This window comes from Streptomyces sp. Root431, assembly GCF_001426585.1.
In the GTDB taxonomy this organism is placed as follows: Bacteria; Actinomycetota; Actinomycetes; order Streptomycetales; family Streptomycetaceae; genus Streptomyces; species Streptomyces stackebrandtii.
The window spans coordinates 203094-218766 of record NZ_LMEI01000008.1; the positions used below are offsets into that span (position 1 = coordinate 203094).

Below are 15673 nucleotides of genomic sequence, written 5' to 3' on the forward strand. Positions count from 1 at the left end.
CGTGTTCGTTGAACGTGCGCCGCTTGTCGACTTAGTGTCCTGTTCGGAAGAGTCCAGCGAACAGAGACACTGGTAACCCTAAACTTCAACGTTAGGGTTTGGGTCGGCGTTCCGGACCGCCCCAATCGGCATCCGTCGTCGCAGCGCGACCAACCACCGCGTAGCGGCGACACGTAACTCGAGGCGAGAGGCCTTCGACGTGGCAGCACCGCAGAACTACCTCGCAGTCATCAAGGTCATCGGTGTCGGCGGCGGTGGTGTCAATGCCATCAACCGAATGATCGAGGTCGGCCTCAAGGGCGTCGAGTTCATCGCGATCAACACCGACGCGCAAGCGCTGTTGATGAGCGACGCCGACGTCAAGCTCGACGTCGGTCGTGAACTCACCCGCGGCTTGGGCGCCGGGGCCAACCCGGCCGTCGGTCGCAAGGCGGCAGAGGACCACCGTGAGGAGATCGAGGAGGTCCTCAAGGGGGCCGACATGGTCTTCGTCACCGCCGGCGAAGGCGGCGGCACCGGCACCGGCGGCGCACCCGTCGTCGCCAACATCGCGCGCTCGCTCGGCGCCCTGACGATCGGTGTGGTCACCCGACCCTTCACCTTCGAGGGCCGGCGCCGCGCCAACCAGGCGGAGGACGGCATCGCCGAGCTCCGCGAAGAGGTCGACACCCTCATCGTCATCCCGAACGACCGACTGCTCTCGATCTCGGACCGTCAGGTCTCCGTGCTCGACGCGTTCAAGTCGGCCGACCAGGTGCTGCTGAGCGGCGTCCAGGGCATCACCGACCTCATCACCACCCCGGGTCTGATCAACCTCGACTTCGCCGACGTCAAGTCGGTCATGTCCGAGGCCGGATCCGCCCTCATGGGCATCGGCTCCGCCCGTGGCGACGACCGCGCGGTGGCCGCCGCGGAGATGGCGATCTCCTCGCCGCTCCTGGAGGCCTCCATCGACGGCGCCCGCGGGGTGCTGCTCTCCATCTCCGGCGGCAGCGACCTCGGTCTCTTCGAGATCAACGAGGCCGCGCAGCTGGTCAGCGAGGCGGCCCACCCCGAGGCCAACATCATCTTCGGTGCCGTCATCGACGACGCCCTCGGTGACGAGGTCCGGGTGACCGTCATCGCGGCCGGCTTCGACGGCGGCCAGCCCCCGGCCCGCCGGGACAACATCATCGGCTCGGTCTCGGCCAAGCGCGAGGAGCCGGCTCCGGCCCCTCGCATCAGCGAGCCGTCCCGCCCGATGGGCGGACTCGGCACGGTGGCCCCCCGCGAGGAGCCGGTCTCCGTCCCGGTCGAGCCCGCCCCGGCCGTCAACGAGACCCCGCTGACGCCGGCCCCGCCGGTCGTCCCGCCGGCCCGTCCGTACGCGGACTCCCAGGCCGAAGAGCTGGACGTCCCGGACTTCCTGAAGTGATAGGGCAGTCCTTCGACGCGAACGGCGCGCACTTCGCCTTCACCGACAGGTGGGGCGGGGTGAGCGCCGTTCCGTACGAGGAGCTCAACCTCGGCGGCGCGGTCGGCGACGACCCCGAGGCCGTCCGGACCAACCGGGCGCTGGCCGCCGGAGCCCTCGGGCTCGACCCGGCCCGCGTCGTCTGGATGAACCAGGTGCACGGCGCGGACGTGGCCGAGGTCGAGGGAGCGTGGACCACCGAGGCCGTACCGGCCGTCGACGGTCTGGTGACCGCGGCCCGCGGCCTCGCCCTCGCCGTCCTCACCGCGGACTGCGTCCCGGTCCTGCTCGCCGATCCCGTCGCCGGGGTCGTCTCCGCCGCCCACGCCGGGCGGCCCGGAATGGTCGCCGGGATCGTCCCCGCAGCCGTCGAGGCCATGATCGCTCTCGGCGCCGACCCCGCCCGGATCGTCGCCCGCACCGGCCCCGCCGTCTGCGGGCGGTGCTACGAGGTGCCGGAGGCGATGCGCGCCGAGGTCGCGAGAACCGAGCCCGCCGCCTGGGCCGAGACGAGCTGGGGGACCCCCGCCGTCGACGTCACCGCCGGGGTGCACGCCCAGCTCGAACGGCTCGGCGTCACGGACCGGCAGGCCAGTGAGGTCTGCACCCGGGAATCCGGTGACCACTACTCGTACCGCCGCGACCGCACCACCGGGCGACTCGCGGGATATGTCTGGTTGACCCAGGAAGAGACATGACGGACCGGAAGTCGCAACTCGCCGAGAATCTCGCCCGGGTGGAGGAGCGCATCGCCGCCGCCTGCACCGCCGCCGGGCGCGCGCGGGAGGAGGTGACGCTCATCGTGGTCACCAAGACCTACCCCGCGAGCGATGTGCGCATGCTGCACGAACTGGGCGTGCGGCACGTCGCCGAGAACCGGGACCAGGACGCCGCCCCCAAGGCCGCCGCGTGCGCGGACCTTGATCTGACCTGGCACTTCGTGGGCCAGTTGCAGACCAACAAGGTCCGATCCGTGGTGGGTTATGCCGATGTGGTGCAATCCGTCGACCGGTTGAAGCTCGTTTCCTCTCTCTCCGCGGCCGCGGAGAAGGAGGGCCGCGAACTCGGCTGCCTGCTCCAGGTCGCGCTCGACGCGGAGTCCGGGGAGCGCGGTGCCCGCGGCGGCGTCTCGCCCGAGGGGGTCGAGGAGTTGGCGGCCGCGGTGGACGCCGCTCCCGGGCTGCGGCTCGACGGACTCATGACCGTGGCGCCGCTCTCCGGTCCGTACGCGGGCAGACAGCGCGCCGCCTTCGACCGGTTGATGGATTTGTCGACTGCCCTGCGCGGGGCCCGTCCGGCTGCGAACATGGTGTCAGCAGGGATGAGTGCGGACCTCGAAGAGGCCGTTGCTGCCGGGGCGACACACGTACGCGTCGGTACGGCGGTACTCGGTGTCCGCCCGAAGCTCGGGTAACGTCGCGAAGCAAGTCGGACCACAGCAGAAAATATGGTCATTCCGCAGAACAGCGGGGTGGCCCGTGGATCGCGGGCACTCGGTGACGCTGCGACATCGGCCAGGTATGGCGATCCACCACAGAGCGGAGGACTCAGAGAATGGCCGGCGCGATGCGCAAGATGGCGGTCTACCTCGGCCTCGTGGAGGACGATGGGTACGACGGCCGGGGCTTCGACCCCGACGACGACTTCGAACCCGAGCTGGAGCCGGAGCCCGAGCGCGAGCGGCGCCACACCCCTCCGCGACAGGTCGAGCGCGAGGAACCGGTGCGCGTGGTGCAGCCCCCGGCGCCCCGGGAACCGATCGCTCATTCTGTCCCGGTACTCGCCGAAAGCGGACGTCCGGCCCGAATTGCCCCCGTGGCATCCATCACACCCGAACGCCCGAGCCTGGAGAAGAACGCACCGGTGATCATGCCCAAGGTCGTGTCCGAGCGGGAGCCCTACCGCATCACCACGCTGCACCCCCGGACCTACAACGAGGCCCGTACCATCGGGGAACACTTCCGTGAGGGCACCCCGGTGATCATGAATCTCACGGAGATGGACGACACGGATGCGAAGCGACTTGTCGACTTTGCCGCCGGACTCGTCTTCGGGCTCCATGGCAGCATTGAGCGCGTGACGCAGAAGGTGTTCCTGTTGTCGCCTGCTAACGTCGATGTCACGGCGGAGGACAAGGCCCGGATCGCAGAGGGCGGATTCTTCAACCAGAGCTGAGAACAACGGAACCGGACGGACCGGTCGCGAAGCGGCCGGGCAAGTGAGAGCACGTAAGCCAGGGGAGAGGGAAACGCGGGATGGGCGTCGCACTACAGGTGGTCTACATCGTGCTGATGTGCTTCCTCGTCCTCCTGATCGTCCGGCTGGTCATGGACTACGTCTTCCAGTTCGCACGTTCATGGCAACCCGGTAAGGCGATGGTGGTCGTTCTGGAGGCCACCTACACTGTCACCGATCCACCGCTCAAGCTTCTGCGGCGACTCATCCCGCCGCTGCGTCTCGGGGGCGTGGCACTCGACCTGTCCTTCTTCGTTCTGATGATCATCGTCTACATCCTGATCTCCATCGTGAGCAGCTTCGCGAGGTGAGTGTGGACGATACGGTCTTGCCGACTGCCGACGACTACGTAGAGGTGAAGAAGAGATGCCGTTGACCCCCGAGGACGTGCGGAACAAGCAGTTCACGACCGTCCGCCTTCGAGAAGGCTATGACGAGGACGAGGTCGATGCCTTCCTCGACGAGGTCGAGGCCGAGCTGACCCGCCTGCTCCGGGAGAACGAGGACCTGCGCGCCAAGCTGGCCGCCGCGACGCGTGCCGCCGCGCAGAACCAGCAGCAGCAGGGCATGCGGAAGCCCCCGGAGCCGCAGGATCGTCCCGTCGGTCCCGGCGCGCCCGTGCCCGCGGCCATATCCGGACCGCCGGTCCAGCAGCAGCCGCCGCAGATGGGCCCGCCGCAGCTGCCTTCCGGTGCCCCCCAGCTTCCCGCCGGCCCCATGCAGGGCGGCCCCATGCAGGGTGGGCCCATGGGTCCCGGCCCGATGCAGGGTGGCCCCATGCAGGGTGGACCGATGGGTCCCGGCCCGATGCAGGGCGGCCCCATGGGCCACCCGCAGCAGCAGCAGATGCAGCAGCAGCCCCCGCAGGCTCCCGGCGGCGACAGTGCCGCGCGTGTCCTCTCGCTGGCCCAGCAGACCGCCGACCAGGCGATCGCCGAGGCTCGCTCCGAGGCCAACAAGATCGTCGGCGAGGCGCGCTCCCGCGCCGAGGGCCTGGAGCGGGACGCCCGCGCCAAGGCGGACGCTCTTGAGCGGGACGCCCAGGAGAAGCACCGCGTCGCGATGGGCTCCCTGGAGTCCGCCCGCGCCACGCTGGAGCGCAAGGTCGAGGACCTGCGCGGCTTCGAGCGCGAGTACCGCACGCGCCTGAAGTCGTACCTGGAGTCGCAGCTGCGTCAGCTGGAGACCCAGGCCGACGACTCGCTGGCTCCGCCGCGGACCCCGGCGACGGCCTCGCTGCCGCCGGCGCCCTCGATGGCCTCGGCCGGCGCGAGCGCCCCGTCCTACGGTGGCAACGGCGCGATGGGTGGTGCGCCGTCCATGGGTGGCGCCCCGTCCTACGGCGGTCAGCAGCAGATGTCCCCGGCGATGACGCAGCCGATGGCTCCGGTCCGGCCGCAGGCTCCCCAGCCGATGCAGCAGGCGCCGGCGCCGATGCGGGGCTTCCTGATCGACGAGGACGACAACTGACGGCGGGCGGTCGCGCGATGAGCGCGTAGCCGTCGGCAGGCTGCAAGGGCCGGGCCCTGGGTAACACCAGGACCCGGCCCTTCGCCGTACCCGGGTACGGGGCGGGCGGGGTCGTACGGGGCGGGGGGAGGGTGCTGCGGGGGTTGCGGGGCGCGGGGGCGGCGGGGTGTGCGGGGGCGGCGGGGCGTGCGGGGGCGCCTGCGGCGGGCCTTCCCCCACCCCGCCCCTTCCCGAAACCGGGGCTCCGCCCCGGACCCCGGGGGGCACGGGGGGCGAGGCCCCACCTCTGAAGCGGCAGCTTCGCGCCACCCACCGGGTACGCGGCGGCTTCGCGCCGTACCCCCAGTACGAGACGGCTTCGCACTGCCCCCCGGCGCGGCGGGGGAACGCAAAGGCCCGGCACCCCCTTCGGGGTGCCGGGCCTTTTTCCGGGGCTTACGCCTTGCGGAGGCGGAACGTCAGGGCGAGGGAGTCGTCCTCGAACGGCGTGCCGTAGGTGGTGTCCGCTTCGCCTTCGGCGTGGTCCGTGGCGAGGACCTCGTCGGCGATGAGGGCGGCGTGGGCCGTGAGGGCTTCCGTCGTCTCCGGGGAGGTGGACGTCCAGCGCAGGGCGATCCGGTCCGCGACGTCCAGGCCGCTGTTCTTGCGGGCCTCCTGGATCAGGCGGATCGCGTCGCGGGCCAGGCCGGCCTTGCGGAGCTCGGGGGTGATCTCCAGGTCCAGGGCGACCGTGGCGCCGGAGTCGGAGGCGACCGACCAGCCTTCCCGGGGGGTCTCCGTGATGATGACCTCCTCCGGGGTGACCGTGATCTCCTCGCCGTTCACCGTGAGCTTCGCCTCGCCGGAGCGGAGGGCCAGCGAGAGGGCCGCCGCGTCAGCCGCGGCCACCGCCTTCGCGACGTCCTGGACGCCCTTGCCGAAGCGCTTGCCGAGGGCGCGGAAGTTCGCCTTGGCCGTTGTGTCGACGAGCGAGCCGCCGACCTCCGAGAGGGAGGCCAGGGAGGAGACGTTCAGCTCCTCCGTGATCTGGGCCTGGAGGGCGGGGGAGAGGGCGGAGAAGCCCGTCGCCGCCACCAGAGCGCGCGAGAGCGGCTGGCGCGTCTTCACGCCCGACTCGGCGCGCGTCGCCCGGCCCAGCTCGACCAGACGGCGGACCAGCAGCATCTGCTCGGAGAGCGTCGCGTCGATCAGCGACGCGTCCGCCTCCGGCCAGGTGGCGAGGTGGACCGACTCCGGGGCGTCCGGGCTGACCGCGACCACCAGGTCCTGCCAGACCCGCTCCGTGATGAACGGGGTCAGCGGGGCCATCAGGCGCGTGACCGTCTCGATCACGTCGTGCAGCGTGCGGAGCGCGGACGCGTCGCCCTGCCAGAAGCGGCGGCGCGAGCGGCGCACGTACCAGTTGGAGAGGTCGTCGACGAAGGACGAGATCAGCTTGCCGGTGCGCTGGGTGTCGTACGACTCCATCGCCTCGGTGACCTCGGCGACGAGCGTGTTCAGCTCGGAGAGGAGCCACCGGTCCAGGACCGTGCGGTCGGCCGGGGCCGGGTCCGCCGCGCTCGGCGCCCAGCCGGACGTCCGCGCGTACAGCGCCTGGAAGGCGACCGTGTTCCAGTAGGTCAGGAGGGTCTTGCGGACGACCTCCTGGATCGTGCCGTGGCCCACGCGCCGCGCCGCCCACGGCGAGCCGCCGGCCGCCATGAACCAGCGGACCGCGTCGGCGCCGTGCTGGTCCATCAGCGGGATCGGCTGGAGGATGTTCCCCAGGTGCTTGGACATCTTCCGGCCGTCCTCGGCGAGGATGTGGCCCAGGCAGACCACGTTCTCGTAGGACGACTTGTCGAAGACCAGGGTGCCGACGGCCATCAGCGTGTAGAACCAGCCACGCGTCTGGTCGATGGCCTCGGAGATGAACTGCGCCGGGTAGCGGGACTCGAAGAGTTCCTTGTTCTCGTACGGGTAGCCGTACTGCGCGAACGGCATCGAGCCCGAGTCGTACCAGGCGTCGATGACCTCCGGCACGCGGGTCGCCGTCTTCCCGCAGCCCCCGGTCGGGCAGGAGAACGTGACCGCGTCGATGTACGGGCGGTGCGGGTCCAGGTCCGACTGGTCGGTGCCCGTCAGCTCGGTGAGCTCGGCGCGGGAGCCGACGCAGGTGAGGTGGTCGTCCTCGCAGCGCCAGATCGGCAGCGGGGTGCCCCAGTACCGGTTGCGGGAGAGCGCCCAGTCGACGTTGTTGGTCAGCCAGTCGCCGAAGCGGCCGTGCTTGACCGAGTCCGGGAACCAGTTCGTCTTCTCGTTCTCCGCGAGCATGCGGTCCTTGACCGCGGTCGTGCGGATGTACCAGGACGGCTGCGCGTAGTAGAGCAGGGCCGTGTGGCAGCGCCAGCAGTGCGGGTAGCTGTGCTCGTACGGGATGTGGCGGAAGAGCAGGCCGCGCGCGTCCAGGTCCGCGGTGAGCGCCTCGTCGGCCTTCTTGAAGAAGACGCCGCCGACCAGCGGGACGTCCTCCTCGAAGGTGCCGTCGGGGCGGACCGGGTTCACGACCGGCAGGCCGTAGGCCTTGCAGACCTTGAGGTCGTCCTCACCGAAGGCGGGGGACTGGTGGACCAGGCCCGTACCGTCCTCGGTCGTCACGTACTCCGCGTTGACGACGTAGTGGGCCTCGTCCGGGAACTCCACCAGCTCGAAGGGGCGCTGGTACGTCCAGCGCTCCATCTCGGCGCCCGTGAAGGACTCGCCCGTGGTCACCCAGCCCTCGCCGAGCGCCTTGTCGAGCAGCGGCTCGGCGACGACGACCCGCTCGTCGCCGTCGGTCGCCACCACGTAGGTGACCTCGGGGTGCGCGGCGACCGCCGTGTTGGACACCAGGGTCCACGGGGTCGTCGTCCAGACGAGGAGCGCCGCCTTGCCGGCCAGCGGGCCGGAGGTCAGCGGGAAGCGGACGTAGACGGACGGGTCGACGACCGTCTCGTAGCCCTGCGCCAGCTCGTGGTCCGAGAGGCCGGTGCCGCAGCGCGGGCACCAGGGGGCGACGCGGTGGTCCTGGACCAGCAGGTCCTTGTCGAAGATCTGCTTCAGCGACCACCAGACCGACTCGATGTACGAGGGGTCCATGGTCCGGTACGCGTCGTCCAGGTCGACCCAGTAGCCCATGCGGGTCGTGAGCTCGGCGAAGGCGTCGGTGTGCCGGGTCACGGAATCGCGGCACTTGGCGTTGAACTCGGCGATGCCGTACGCCTCGATGTCCTTCTTGCCGGAGAAGCCGAGCTCCTTCTCGACGGCGAGCTCGACCGGGAGGCCGTGGCAGTCCCAGCCGGCCTTGCGGGCCACGTGGTAGCCGCGCATGGTCCGGAAGCGGGGGAAGACGTCCTTGAAGACGCGGGCCTCGATGTGGTGCGCGCCCGGCATGCCGTTCGCGGTCGGCGGGCCCTCGTAGAACACCCACTCGGGGCGTCCTTCGGACTGCTCAAGGGTCTTCGCGAAGACCTTGCTGTCGCGCCAGAAGTCGAGCACGTCGTGCTCCAGCGCGGGCAGGTCGACCTGGGCGGGCACCTGGCGGTACTGCGGCGGTGTCATCGAGATTCCTCCGGCGGACTGTCGTCATTCCGTCGGAGGGACGAGAGCACTGCTCCCGCGGTACCACCCTCCTTGGCCCCGGGCGCGCGCACGCGCCCTGAGCCCCCTCATTGGGGTCGCGACGCCGGGTCTAGTCGCCGCACTCTCGTGCGGCTTTCTTCCGACGGCTCCGGGGTGATGCTTCACATCGGGCGGGCCCCCGGGCTCTCACCGTCCCCGGGTCGCTCATGGCTGCGTACGACGCTACTCGTCCCCATCCAAGCCTTTCGCTCCGCCCAGTGTACGGGGCGGAGCCGGGGGTGGCCGACCCGTTTTCCCGCGCCCCCGACGGCCACCCGAATGGCCATACGAAGGGGGTCGGAGTTCCGTTGCGGCCATGTGGGGGAGGAGTGGCGCGGATAACCGGGCGGGGAGCTGGGCACAACGGAGGCAGGCCCGCCCCGTGGGGAGCGGGGGCGGGTGGGAACGGCGGCGTGCCCCGTTGCCGCGGGCCTTGGGCCGATTTATCGTCCCAGCACGATTCGCGAGCAAGATCACAAAATGTGAAGGGGCCGCGACATGGTGGCGAAGAAGACCGCCGCGAAGAAGTCCTCGACCGCCGTTCCGGCCGCCGTCCCGACCGGTGAGGCGGCCGGTGCGGTGGCCGTGGACGCCAAGGACGTGGCCGGGAAGAAGTCGACGGTCGCGAAGAAGGCCGCGGTCACGAAGAAGGCGGCGGTGACGTCGGTCGACAAGGTCGACAGCGTCGACAAGAAGGCGGTCGGCAAGAAGGCGGTCGCCAAGAAGGCCGCGGCGAAGAAGACGGCCGCCAAGAAGGCGACCGTCGCGAAGAACGCGAAGAAGCAGACAGGAGCCAGGACGGTGGCAGCGAAGAAGACCGCGGGTGGCGTGACGACAGTCGAGGACGATGCCGCGGTGCCCCCGGCCCGTACCGGCGAGCTCGCGGTGCGCCCCGGCGAGGACCCCTGGACGCCGGAGGAGGTCGACGAGGCCCGCAGCTCGCTCCAGGCGGAGGTCCTGCGGCTGCGCAGCGAGCTCGTCCACTCGCAGGAGGAGCTCACCGGCCTCATGCGGGACTCCGGCGACGGTGCGGGCGACGACCAGGCCGACACCGGCACCAAGAACATCACCCGCGAGCACGAGCTCGCGCTCGCGGCCAACGCCCGGGAGATGCTGGAACAGACCGAGCACGCCCTGGAACGGCTCGACGCGGGCACGTACGGCCTCTGTGAGGTGTGCGGGAAGCCGATCGGCAAGGCGCGGATGCAGGCCTTCCCCCGGGCCACGCTCTGCGTCGAGGACAAGCAGCGGCAGGAGCGGCGCGGCTGACGATCTCGGCTGCCGGTCTCGTACGCCTGTGCCGTACCCTCGGGGCACGGTCAGGCATCGAGGTCGAGGGACTCACTCACGTGGCAGAGGCGGAGCGCATCATCGGTACGCCGGATTCAGCAGGGGCCGGGGAGCCGGCCGCGTCCGACGACGGCACGGCCGCTCCCGAGGAGCGGCCCAAGGGCAGGCGCAGGATCGTCGCGCTGCTCGTGGTGGCCGTGCTGGCCTACCTGCTCGACCTGGGCAGCAAGATGCTCGTGGTCGCCAAGCTGGAGGGCCGCGAGGCGATCCCGCTGATCGGCGATCTGCTGCGCCTCGACGCCATCCGGAACCCGGGCGCCGCCTTCGGCATGGGCGAGGCCTTCACGATCGTCTTCACCTGCATCGCGGCCGCCGTGATCGTCGTGATCTTCCGGCTGGCGCGGAAGCTCTACAGCCTGCCCTGGGCCATCGCCCTCGGTCTGCTGCTGGGCGGTGCGCTGGGCAACCTCACGGACCGGATCTTCCGCTCGCCCGGCGTGTTCGAGGGCGCGGTCGTGGACTTCATCGCCCCCGCGCACTTCGCCGTCTTCAACCTCGCCGACTCGGCGATCGTCTGCGGCGGCATCCTCATCGTGTTCCTGTCGTTCCGGGGCATCGACCCCGACGGCACCGTCCACAAGGACTGAGCCAGTACGGAGTACCTCCGGCGCAAGGCATACTCGACGGGTGAGTACGAGTCCCGAGATCCGCACGCTGCCCGTTCCCGATGGCCTGGAGGGCGAGCGCGTCGACGCCGCCATCGCCCGTATGTTCGGGTTCTCCCGTACGAAGGCGGCCGAGCTGGCCGCCGCAGGGAAGGTCCAGGTCGACGGCTCCGTCGTCGGCAAGTCCGAGCGGGTGAGCGGCGGCGCGTGGCTCGAGGTCGAGATGCCGGGCGCCCCCGCGCCCGTGCAGATCGTCGCCGAGCCCGTCGAGGGCATGGAGATCATCCATGACGACGACGACATCGTCGTGATCATGAAGCCGGTCGGTGTGGCCGCGCACCCCAGCCCCGGCTGGACCGGCACCACGGTCATCGGCGGCCTCGCCGCCGCCGGGTACCGCATCTCCACCTCCGGCGCCGCCGAGCGCCAGGGCATCGTGCACCGCCTCGACGTCGGTACCTCCGGTCTGATGGTGGTCGCCAAGTCCGAGTACGCGTACACCTCGCTCAAGCGCCAGTTCAAGGAGCGCGTGGTCGACAAGCGCTACAACGCGCTGGTCCAGGGCCACCCGGACCCGATGAGCGGCACCATCGACGCCCCGATCGGCCGGCACCCGAACCACGACTACAAGTGGGCGATCACCGCCGAGGGCAAGCCCTCCGTCACGCACTACGACCTCATCGAGGCGTACCGGTCGGCCTCGCTGCTCGACATCAAGCTGGAGACGGGCCGCACCCACCAGATCCGGGTGCACATGTCCGCCCACCGCCACCCCTGCGTCGGCGACCTCACCTACGGCGCCGACCCGACGCTCGCCAAGCGCCTCGGCCTGACGCGGCAGTGGCTGCACGCCGTCCGCCTCGGCTTCGAGCACCCGGGCGACGGCTCGTGGGTCGAGTTCTCCAGCACCTACCCCGAGGACCTCCAGAAGGCCCTGGACCGGATCGCTTCGGAGAGCCAGTGACCACCGCGTACACCGTCCGCGAGGCCGTCGGCCCCGAGGACCGGGAGGCCTGCTTCGCGGTCCGCCGCGAGGTCTTCGTCGAGGAGCAGGGCGTCCCGCAGGAGCTCGAGTACGACACGTACGACACGACCGCGGTGCACGTCCTCGCCGTGCGCGAGGACGGGCTGCCGCTGGGCACCGGACGGCTCCTGCACGGGGCCGACGCGCTGGGCAGGACCGGGGGCGACGCCTCGGTGGGCTCGCTCGGCCGGCTCGCGGTCGCCAAGGCGGCCCGCGGGCTCGGGGTCGGCGCCGCCCTCGTGCGCGGCATCGAGGACGCGGCGCGCGAGCGCGGTCTCGCCGCCGTCGACCTGCACGCGCAGACGCACGCGCTGGGCTTCTACGAGCGGCTCGGCTACGAGGCGTACGGGCCGGAGTTCCCGGACGCGGGCATCCCGCACCGGTCCATGAGAAGGGCCCTCTGACCGCTGCGGCGGTGACGGCCGGTCATACCGCGCCCTCCGGTCACCGGGGGGCATCGCGGTCAAACCGGACGTCCGTGACAGGGTGGGCCCGTGGATCAATTGGCCCTTCTCTTTCTGCTGCTCCTCGGCGCCCTGCTCACCGTCCCCCTCGGTGAGCGGCTCGGACTGCCCGCGCCCGTCCTGATGACCCTCGTCGGGATCGCGCTGGCCTTCCTGCCGTTCGTCCCGAGTGTCGACATCCCGCCGGAGCTGATCCTCCCGCTGGTCCTGCCGCCCCTGCTGTACGCCTCCGTGCAGCGGACGTCCTGGCGGCAGTTCTGGGCCAACAAGCGGCCCATCTTCCTGCTCGCCGTCGCCCTCGTCTTCGTGACCACGGCCGCCGTCGGCGCCGTCGCCGACGCGCTCGTGCCCGGCCTGCCGCTGGCCGCCGCCCTCGCGCTCGGCGCGCTCGTCGCCCCGCCCGACCCGGTCGCGGCCACCGCCGTCGCCGGGTCGCTCGGCCTGCCCCGCCGCCTGGTCTCGATCCTGGAGGGCGAGGGCCTCTTCAACGACGTCACCGCGATCGTGCTCTACCACGTGGCCATCAGCGCCGTCGTCAGCGGTTCCTTCTCCTGGCCCGAGGCGGTCGGCGAATTCGTGCTCTCGGCCGTGGTCGCCGTCGTCGTCGGCATGGGGCTCGGCTGGCTCTCCAACAAGCTGATCGGCTTTCTCGGGGACGTCACGCTCCAGACCGGGCTGACCCTCCTCGTCCCCTTCGTGAGCTACGTCCTCGCCGAGGAGCTGCACGGCTCCGGCGTCCTCTCCGTCCTGATCACCGCGCTCTTCCTCGCCGAGCACGCCGTCGACGCCGACGACGTCATGGGCCGGCTCGCCGGGCAGACCTTCTGGCAGATCGTCGACACCCTCGTCACCGGCATCGCCTTCGGCCTCATCGGCCTGGAGCTCGTGCACGTCTTCGGCGTGGCCGAGGGGCGCGGCTGGGAGATGCTCGGCTGGGGCGCCACCGTGGTCGCGGTGGTCGTCGGGGTCCGGCTGCTGTGGCTGCTGCCCGCCACCTGGCTGGCGAAGCGCATGCACACGCGCCGGGACATCGACGAGGAGATCCCGACGAGCTGGCGGGAGACCATCGTCATGTGGTGGTCGGGGATGCGCGGGGTGGCCTCGGTGGCCCTGGCCCTCGCCATCCCGCTGCGTACGGAGGACGGTTCGCCCTTCCCCGGCCGCGACGAGATCATCTTCATCGCCTTCTGCGTGATCATCGCCACGCTCGTCTTCCAGGGGCTCACCCTGCCCTGGCTGGTCCGGCGGCTCGGCGTGGAGGCCGACGCGGACGCCGAGCGGGTCTTCGAGCGCGACCTCGCGATCCGGGCGGCGAAGGCGGCCAAGCGCAGGCTCAAGGAGATCGAGGAGGTCGAGGAGCTGCCCGAGGAGGTCCAGGAGCGGCTGCTGCGGGGCGCGTACGACATCGGCGCCCGGATCAGCCCGGACATGGTCGACGAGGAGCGGCGGGCCGCCTTCGCGGCGCGGACGGACCGGTTCAAGGCGGTGCAGCGGATCCAGCGGGAGCTGATGTCCGCCGCCCGGCACGAGGTCCTCGCGGCGCGCAGCGAGCCGGGGGCCGACCCGGAGGTGGTGGACCGGGTGCTGCGCCACCTCGACGTGCGCAGCATGCGCTGAGGCCGGTGCCACCCGGGTCGGGTGGCAGGATGGGACGCATGGACATCATGCTCTTCCACTCGGCCTACGGGTTGACCCCTTCCGTCGAGGCCGCGGCCGAGCGGCTCCGGTCCGCCGGTCACAAGGTCTGGACGCCGGACCTCTACGACGGCCGGACGGTCGGCACCGTCGAGGAGGGCGTGGTGCTCCGGGACGAGATCGGCAAGGACGAGCTGCTGAAGCGGGCGGTCCTGGCCGCGGCCCCCTACTCCGAGCGGGGCCTGGTCTACATGGGTCTCTCCCTGGGGGCGTCGATCGCGCAGACCTTGGCGCTCAGGGACGAGAAGGCGCGCGGGCTGCTGCTGTTCCACGGCACCTCGGACCTCGCGGAGTCGGCGTCGGTGGACGAGCTCCCCGTACAGCTGCACGTGGCCGAGCCCGACCCCTTCGAGACGGACGACTGGCTGTCCTCCTGGTACCTCCAGATGCGCAAGGCCGGGGCGGACGTGGAGATCTACCGCTACCGGGGCGCGGGGCACGTCTACACGGACCCGGAGCTGCCCGACTGGGACGCGGAGGCGGCCGAGCGGACCTGGTCGGTGGCGCTGTCCTTCCTGGACACGCTGTAGGAATCAGGCCATAGCGAACACGTCGGTGGAACACCGCCGGCGGGATCACGCCCGAGGGCGCGACGGGAGTCTCCTCCCGTCGCGCCCTCGGTCCGTTCGGTGGTGCGTCAGCTCGCGCGGTACGAGGTCCAGAACTGGTTCATCCGGGTCACCTGGCCGGAAGTGAACTGGTACATGCACGCGTCGTACGTGTAGTCCATGAAGTTGTGGATCGGGTCCACACCGGCCTTGGAGGCGCAGGAGTCACGGCCGGTCGGGCACTCGTAGGCCGGGGACTTCTCGGCCGGGGTGTCGGCGACGGAGTCGCCGGCGCCGTTGCAGCCGCCCTGGAAAGTGTGGTAGAGGCCCATCCAGTGGCCGACCTCGTGGGTCGCGGTGTCGCCCTCGTTGTAGTTGGCCGCGGAGCCGCCCGGGAGGGAGGTGTCGAGGACGACGACACCGTCCATGGACGGGTTCGAGGCGTACGAGGACGGGAAGGTCGCCCAGCCGAGGAGGCCGCCGCTCAGGTTGGCGGTGTAGAAGTTCAGCGCGCCGGCGCCGCCCTTGCGGAGGGTCTGCTTCATCTGCTTCTCGGCGGTGGAGCCGGAGGCCAGGTTGTACCAGGAGGCGTTGTCCGTGTAGTCGGTACCGGCCAGCGTGAACTGGAAGTTGGTGTTCACGTTGCCGGTGCCCTGGCCGGCGTAGGCCGCGTTCAGGACGTTCAGCTGGTTGTTGATGGCGGTGGCGGACAGCTTGCCCGTCGTGCCGCTGTGGACGACGTGGAAGTAGACGGGGATGTTGACCACGGCGGCGGCGTCCGCGGAGGCGCTGAGGCGTCCCTGGACGGCGGCCGAGGCCAGCTTCTTCTTCAGGTCGTCGTCCATGGCCTTCGCCTTGGCGGCCGTGACCTCGTTGGGCTCGGCGGCGTGGCTGTCGGCGCCGCGCGCCTTGCGGGCGGAGGAGACGCCGGCGTCGTCCGCGCACTCCTCGACGGAGGAACCGGCCAGCGTGGCGGTGGCCGCGCCGGTGGCGACGGGGGCGGAGAGGGGAGCCAGGGCCAAAGTTCCGGCCATGACGGCGGTACCGAAAATACGACGTGACATACGGGGCGATATACGGGCAAGAGCACGCACGGTGACTCCTCGTGGGGGAGGGTGGGAGAGGAACTTCCTCGCCACGGCCCGGAGATTACGCGTCCATGTCAGACACTGTTGAGGAGTGATCAAGCC

General features: G+C 70.8%; 14 protein-coding genes. 12 read left to right on the plus strand and 2 right to left on the minus strand.

Annotation, left to right across the window (positions count from 1 at the left end):
* Positions 1-199 precede the first annotated feature (199 nt).
* The 6 genes from ftsZ to ASC82_RS12050 all read left to right on the plus strand — a co-directional run bounded on the left by ftsZ (position 200) and on the right by ASC82_RS12050 (position 5158).
* Positions 200-1414, plus strand: coding sequence for a cell division protein FtsZ (gene ftsZ / locus ASC82_RS12025; protein WP_024757244.1), 1215 nt, complete (start codon positions 200-202; stop codon positions 1412-1414).
* On the plus strand, positions 1411-2151 hold the full coding sequence (gene pgeF, locus ASC82_RS12030) for a peptidoglycan editing factor PgeF (protein ID WP_056645631.1): 741 nt from the start codon (positions 1411-1413) through the stop codon (positions 2149-2151). The genes ftsZ and pgeF overlap by 4 nt, the downstream gene beginning before the upstream one ends.
* Positions 2148-2867, plus strand: a complete 720-nt coding sequence (locus ASC82_RS12035; RefSeq protein WP_056645634.1) for a YggS family pyridoxal phosphate-dependent enzyme — start codon at positions 2148-2150, stop codon at positions 2865-2867. The genes pgeF and ASC82_RS12035 overlap by 4 nt, the downstream gene beginning before the upstream one ends.
* A 140-nt stretch (positions 2868-3007) precedes the next feature.
* Positions 3008-3628 (plus strand): cell division protein SepF, encoded by a 621-nt coding sequence (gene sepF / locus ASC82_RS12040; RefSeq protein ID WP_024757241.1) that lies wholly within the window; start codon positions 3008-3010, stop codon positions 3626-3628.
* A gap of 80 nt (positions 3629-3708) precedes the next feature.
* Positions 3709-3999 (plus strand): YggT family protein, encoded by a 291-nt coding sequence (locus tag ASC82_RS12045; protein ID WP_017238790.1) that lies wholly within the window; start codon positions 3709-3711, stop codon positions 3997-3999.
* A gap of 55 nt (positions 4000-4054) precedes the next feature.
* Positions 4055-5158: a DivIVA domain-containing protein gene (locus ASC82_RS12050; RefSeq protein WP_056645637.1), complete on the plus strand. Its 1104-nt coding sequence runs from the start codon at positions 4055-4057 to the stop codon at positions 5156-5158.
* A 435-nt stretch (positions 5159-5593) separates the two neighbouring features.
* On the opposite strand, the gene ileS is transcribed toward ASC82_RS12050, so the two are convergent.
* A complete protein-coding gene (gene ileS / locus ASC82_RS12055) occupies positions 5594-8737 on the minus strand; it encodes an isoleucine--tRNA ligase (RefSeq protein ID WP_056645640.1) in 3144 nt (1047 codons plus the stop codon).
* 558 nt (positions 8738-9295) lie between these two features.
* Here ileS and ASC82_RS12060 point away from each other — a divergent pair.
* The 6 genes from ASC82_RS12060 (at position 9296) to ASC82_RS12085 (ending at position 14465) form a co-directional block, all read left to right on the plus strand.
* The gene (locus ASC82_RS12060) at positions 9296-10066 is read left to right on the plus strand and encodes a TraR/DksA family transcriptional regulator (RefSeq protein WP_056645644.1); all 771 of its coding nucleotides are present in this window, start codon (positions 9296-9298) and stop codon (positions 10064-10066) included.
* 80 nt (positions 10067-10146) lie between these two features.
* Positions 10147-10734, plus strand: a complete 588-nt coding sequence (gene lspA, locus ASC82_RS12065) for a signal peptidase II (protein ID WP_056645648.1) — start codon at positions 10147-10149, stop codon at positions 10732-10734.
* Between the two features lie 40 nt (positions 10735-10774).
* A complete protein-coding gene (locus ASC82_RS12070) occupies positions 10775-11716 on the plus strand; it encodes an RluA family pseudouridine synthase (protein WP_056645650.1) in 942 nt (313 codons plus the stop codon).
* Positions 11713-12180, plus strand: coding sequence for a GNAT family N-acetyltransferase (locus ASC82_RS12075; protein ID WP_056645652.1), 468 nt, complete (start codon positions 11713-11715; stop codon positions 12178-12180). Before ASC82_RS12070 ends, ASC82_RS12075 begins: the two co-directional genes overlap by 4 nt.
* 90 nt (positions 12181-12270) lie before the next feature.
* Complete coding sequence (locus ASC82_RS12080) at positions 12271-13857, plus strand: Na+/H+ antiporter (RefSeq protein ID WP_056645655.1); 1587 nt, start codon at positions 12271-12273, stop codon at positions 13855-13857.
* 38 nt (positions 13858-13895) lie between these two features.
* Entirely contained in the window at positions 13896-14465 is a 570-nt protein-coding gene (locus tag ASC82_RS12085; protein ID WP_056645658.1) for a dienelactone hydrolase family protein, read from the plus strand.
* A 107-nt stretch (positions 14466-14572) separates the two neighbouring features.
* On the opposite strand, the gene ASC82_RS12090 is transcribed toward ASC82_RS12085, so the two are convergent.
* Positions 14573-15517, minus strand: a complete 945-nt coding sequence (locus ASC82_RS12090; RefSeq protein ID WP_056645661.1) for a zinc metalloprotease — start codon at positions 15515-15517, stop codon at positions 14573-14575.
* Positions 15518-15673: the final 156 nt, after the last annotated feature.

What these genes read in the sequence shown, in the direction of transcription:
- ASC82_RS12085 (WP_056645658.1), top strand. Translation starts at nt 13,896, where the DNA reads ATGGACATCATGCTCTTCCACTCGGCCTACGGGTTGACCCCTTCCGTC.
- ASC82_RS12035 (WP_056645634.1), top strand. Translation starts at nt 2,148, where the DNA reads ATGACGGACCGGAAGTCGCAACTCGCCGAGAATCTCGCCCGGGTGGAG.
- ASC82_RS12060 (WP_056645644.1), top strand. Translation starts at nt 9,296, where the DNA reads ATGGTGGCGAAGAAGACCGCCGCGAAGAAGTCCTCGACCGCCGTTCCG.
- ASC82_RS12045 (WP_017238790.1), top strand. Translation starts at nt 3,709, where the DNA reads ATGGGCGTCGCACTACAGGTGGTCTACATCGTGCTGATGTGCTTCCTC.
- ileS (WP_056645640.1), bottom strand. Translation starts at nt 8,737, where the DNA reads ATGACACCGCCGCAGTACCGCCAGGTGCCCGCCCAGGTCGACCTGCCC.
- ASC82_RS12090 (WP_056645661.1), bottom strand. Translation starts at nt 15,517, where the DNA reads ATGGCCGGAACTTTGGCCCTGGCTCCCCTCTCCGCCCCCGTCGCCACC.
- ASC82_RS12050 (WP_056645637.1), top strand. Translation starts at nt 4,055, where the DNA reads ATGCCGTTGACCCCCGAGGACGTGCGGAACAAGCAGTTCACGACCGTC.
- sepF (WP_024757241.1), top strand. Translation starts at nt 3,008, where the DNA reads ATGGCCGGCGCGATGCGCAAGATGGCGGTCTACCTCGGCCTCGTGGAG.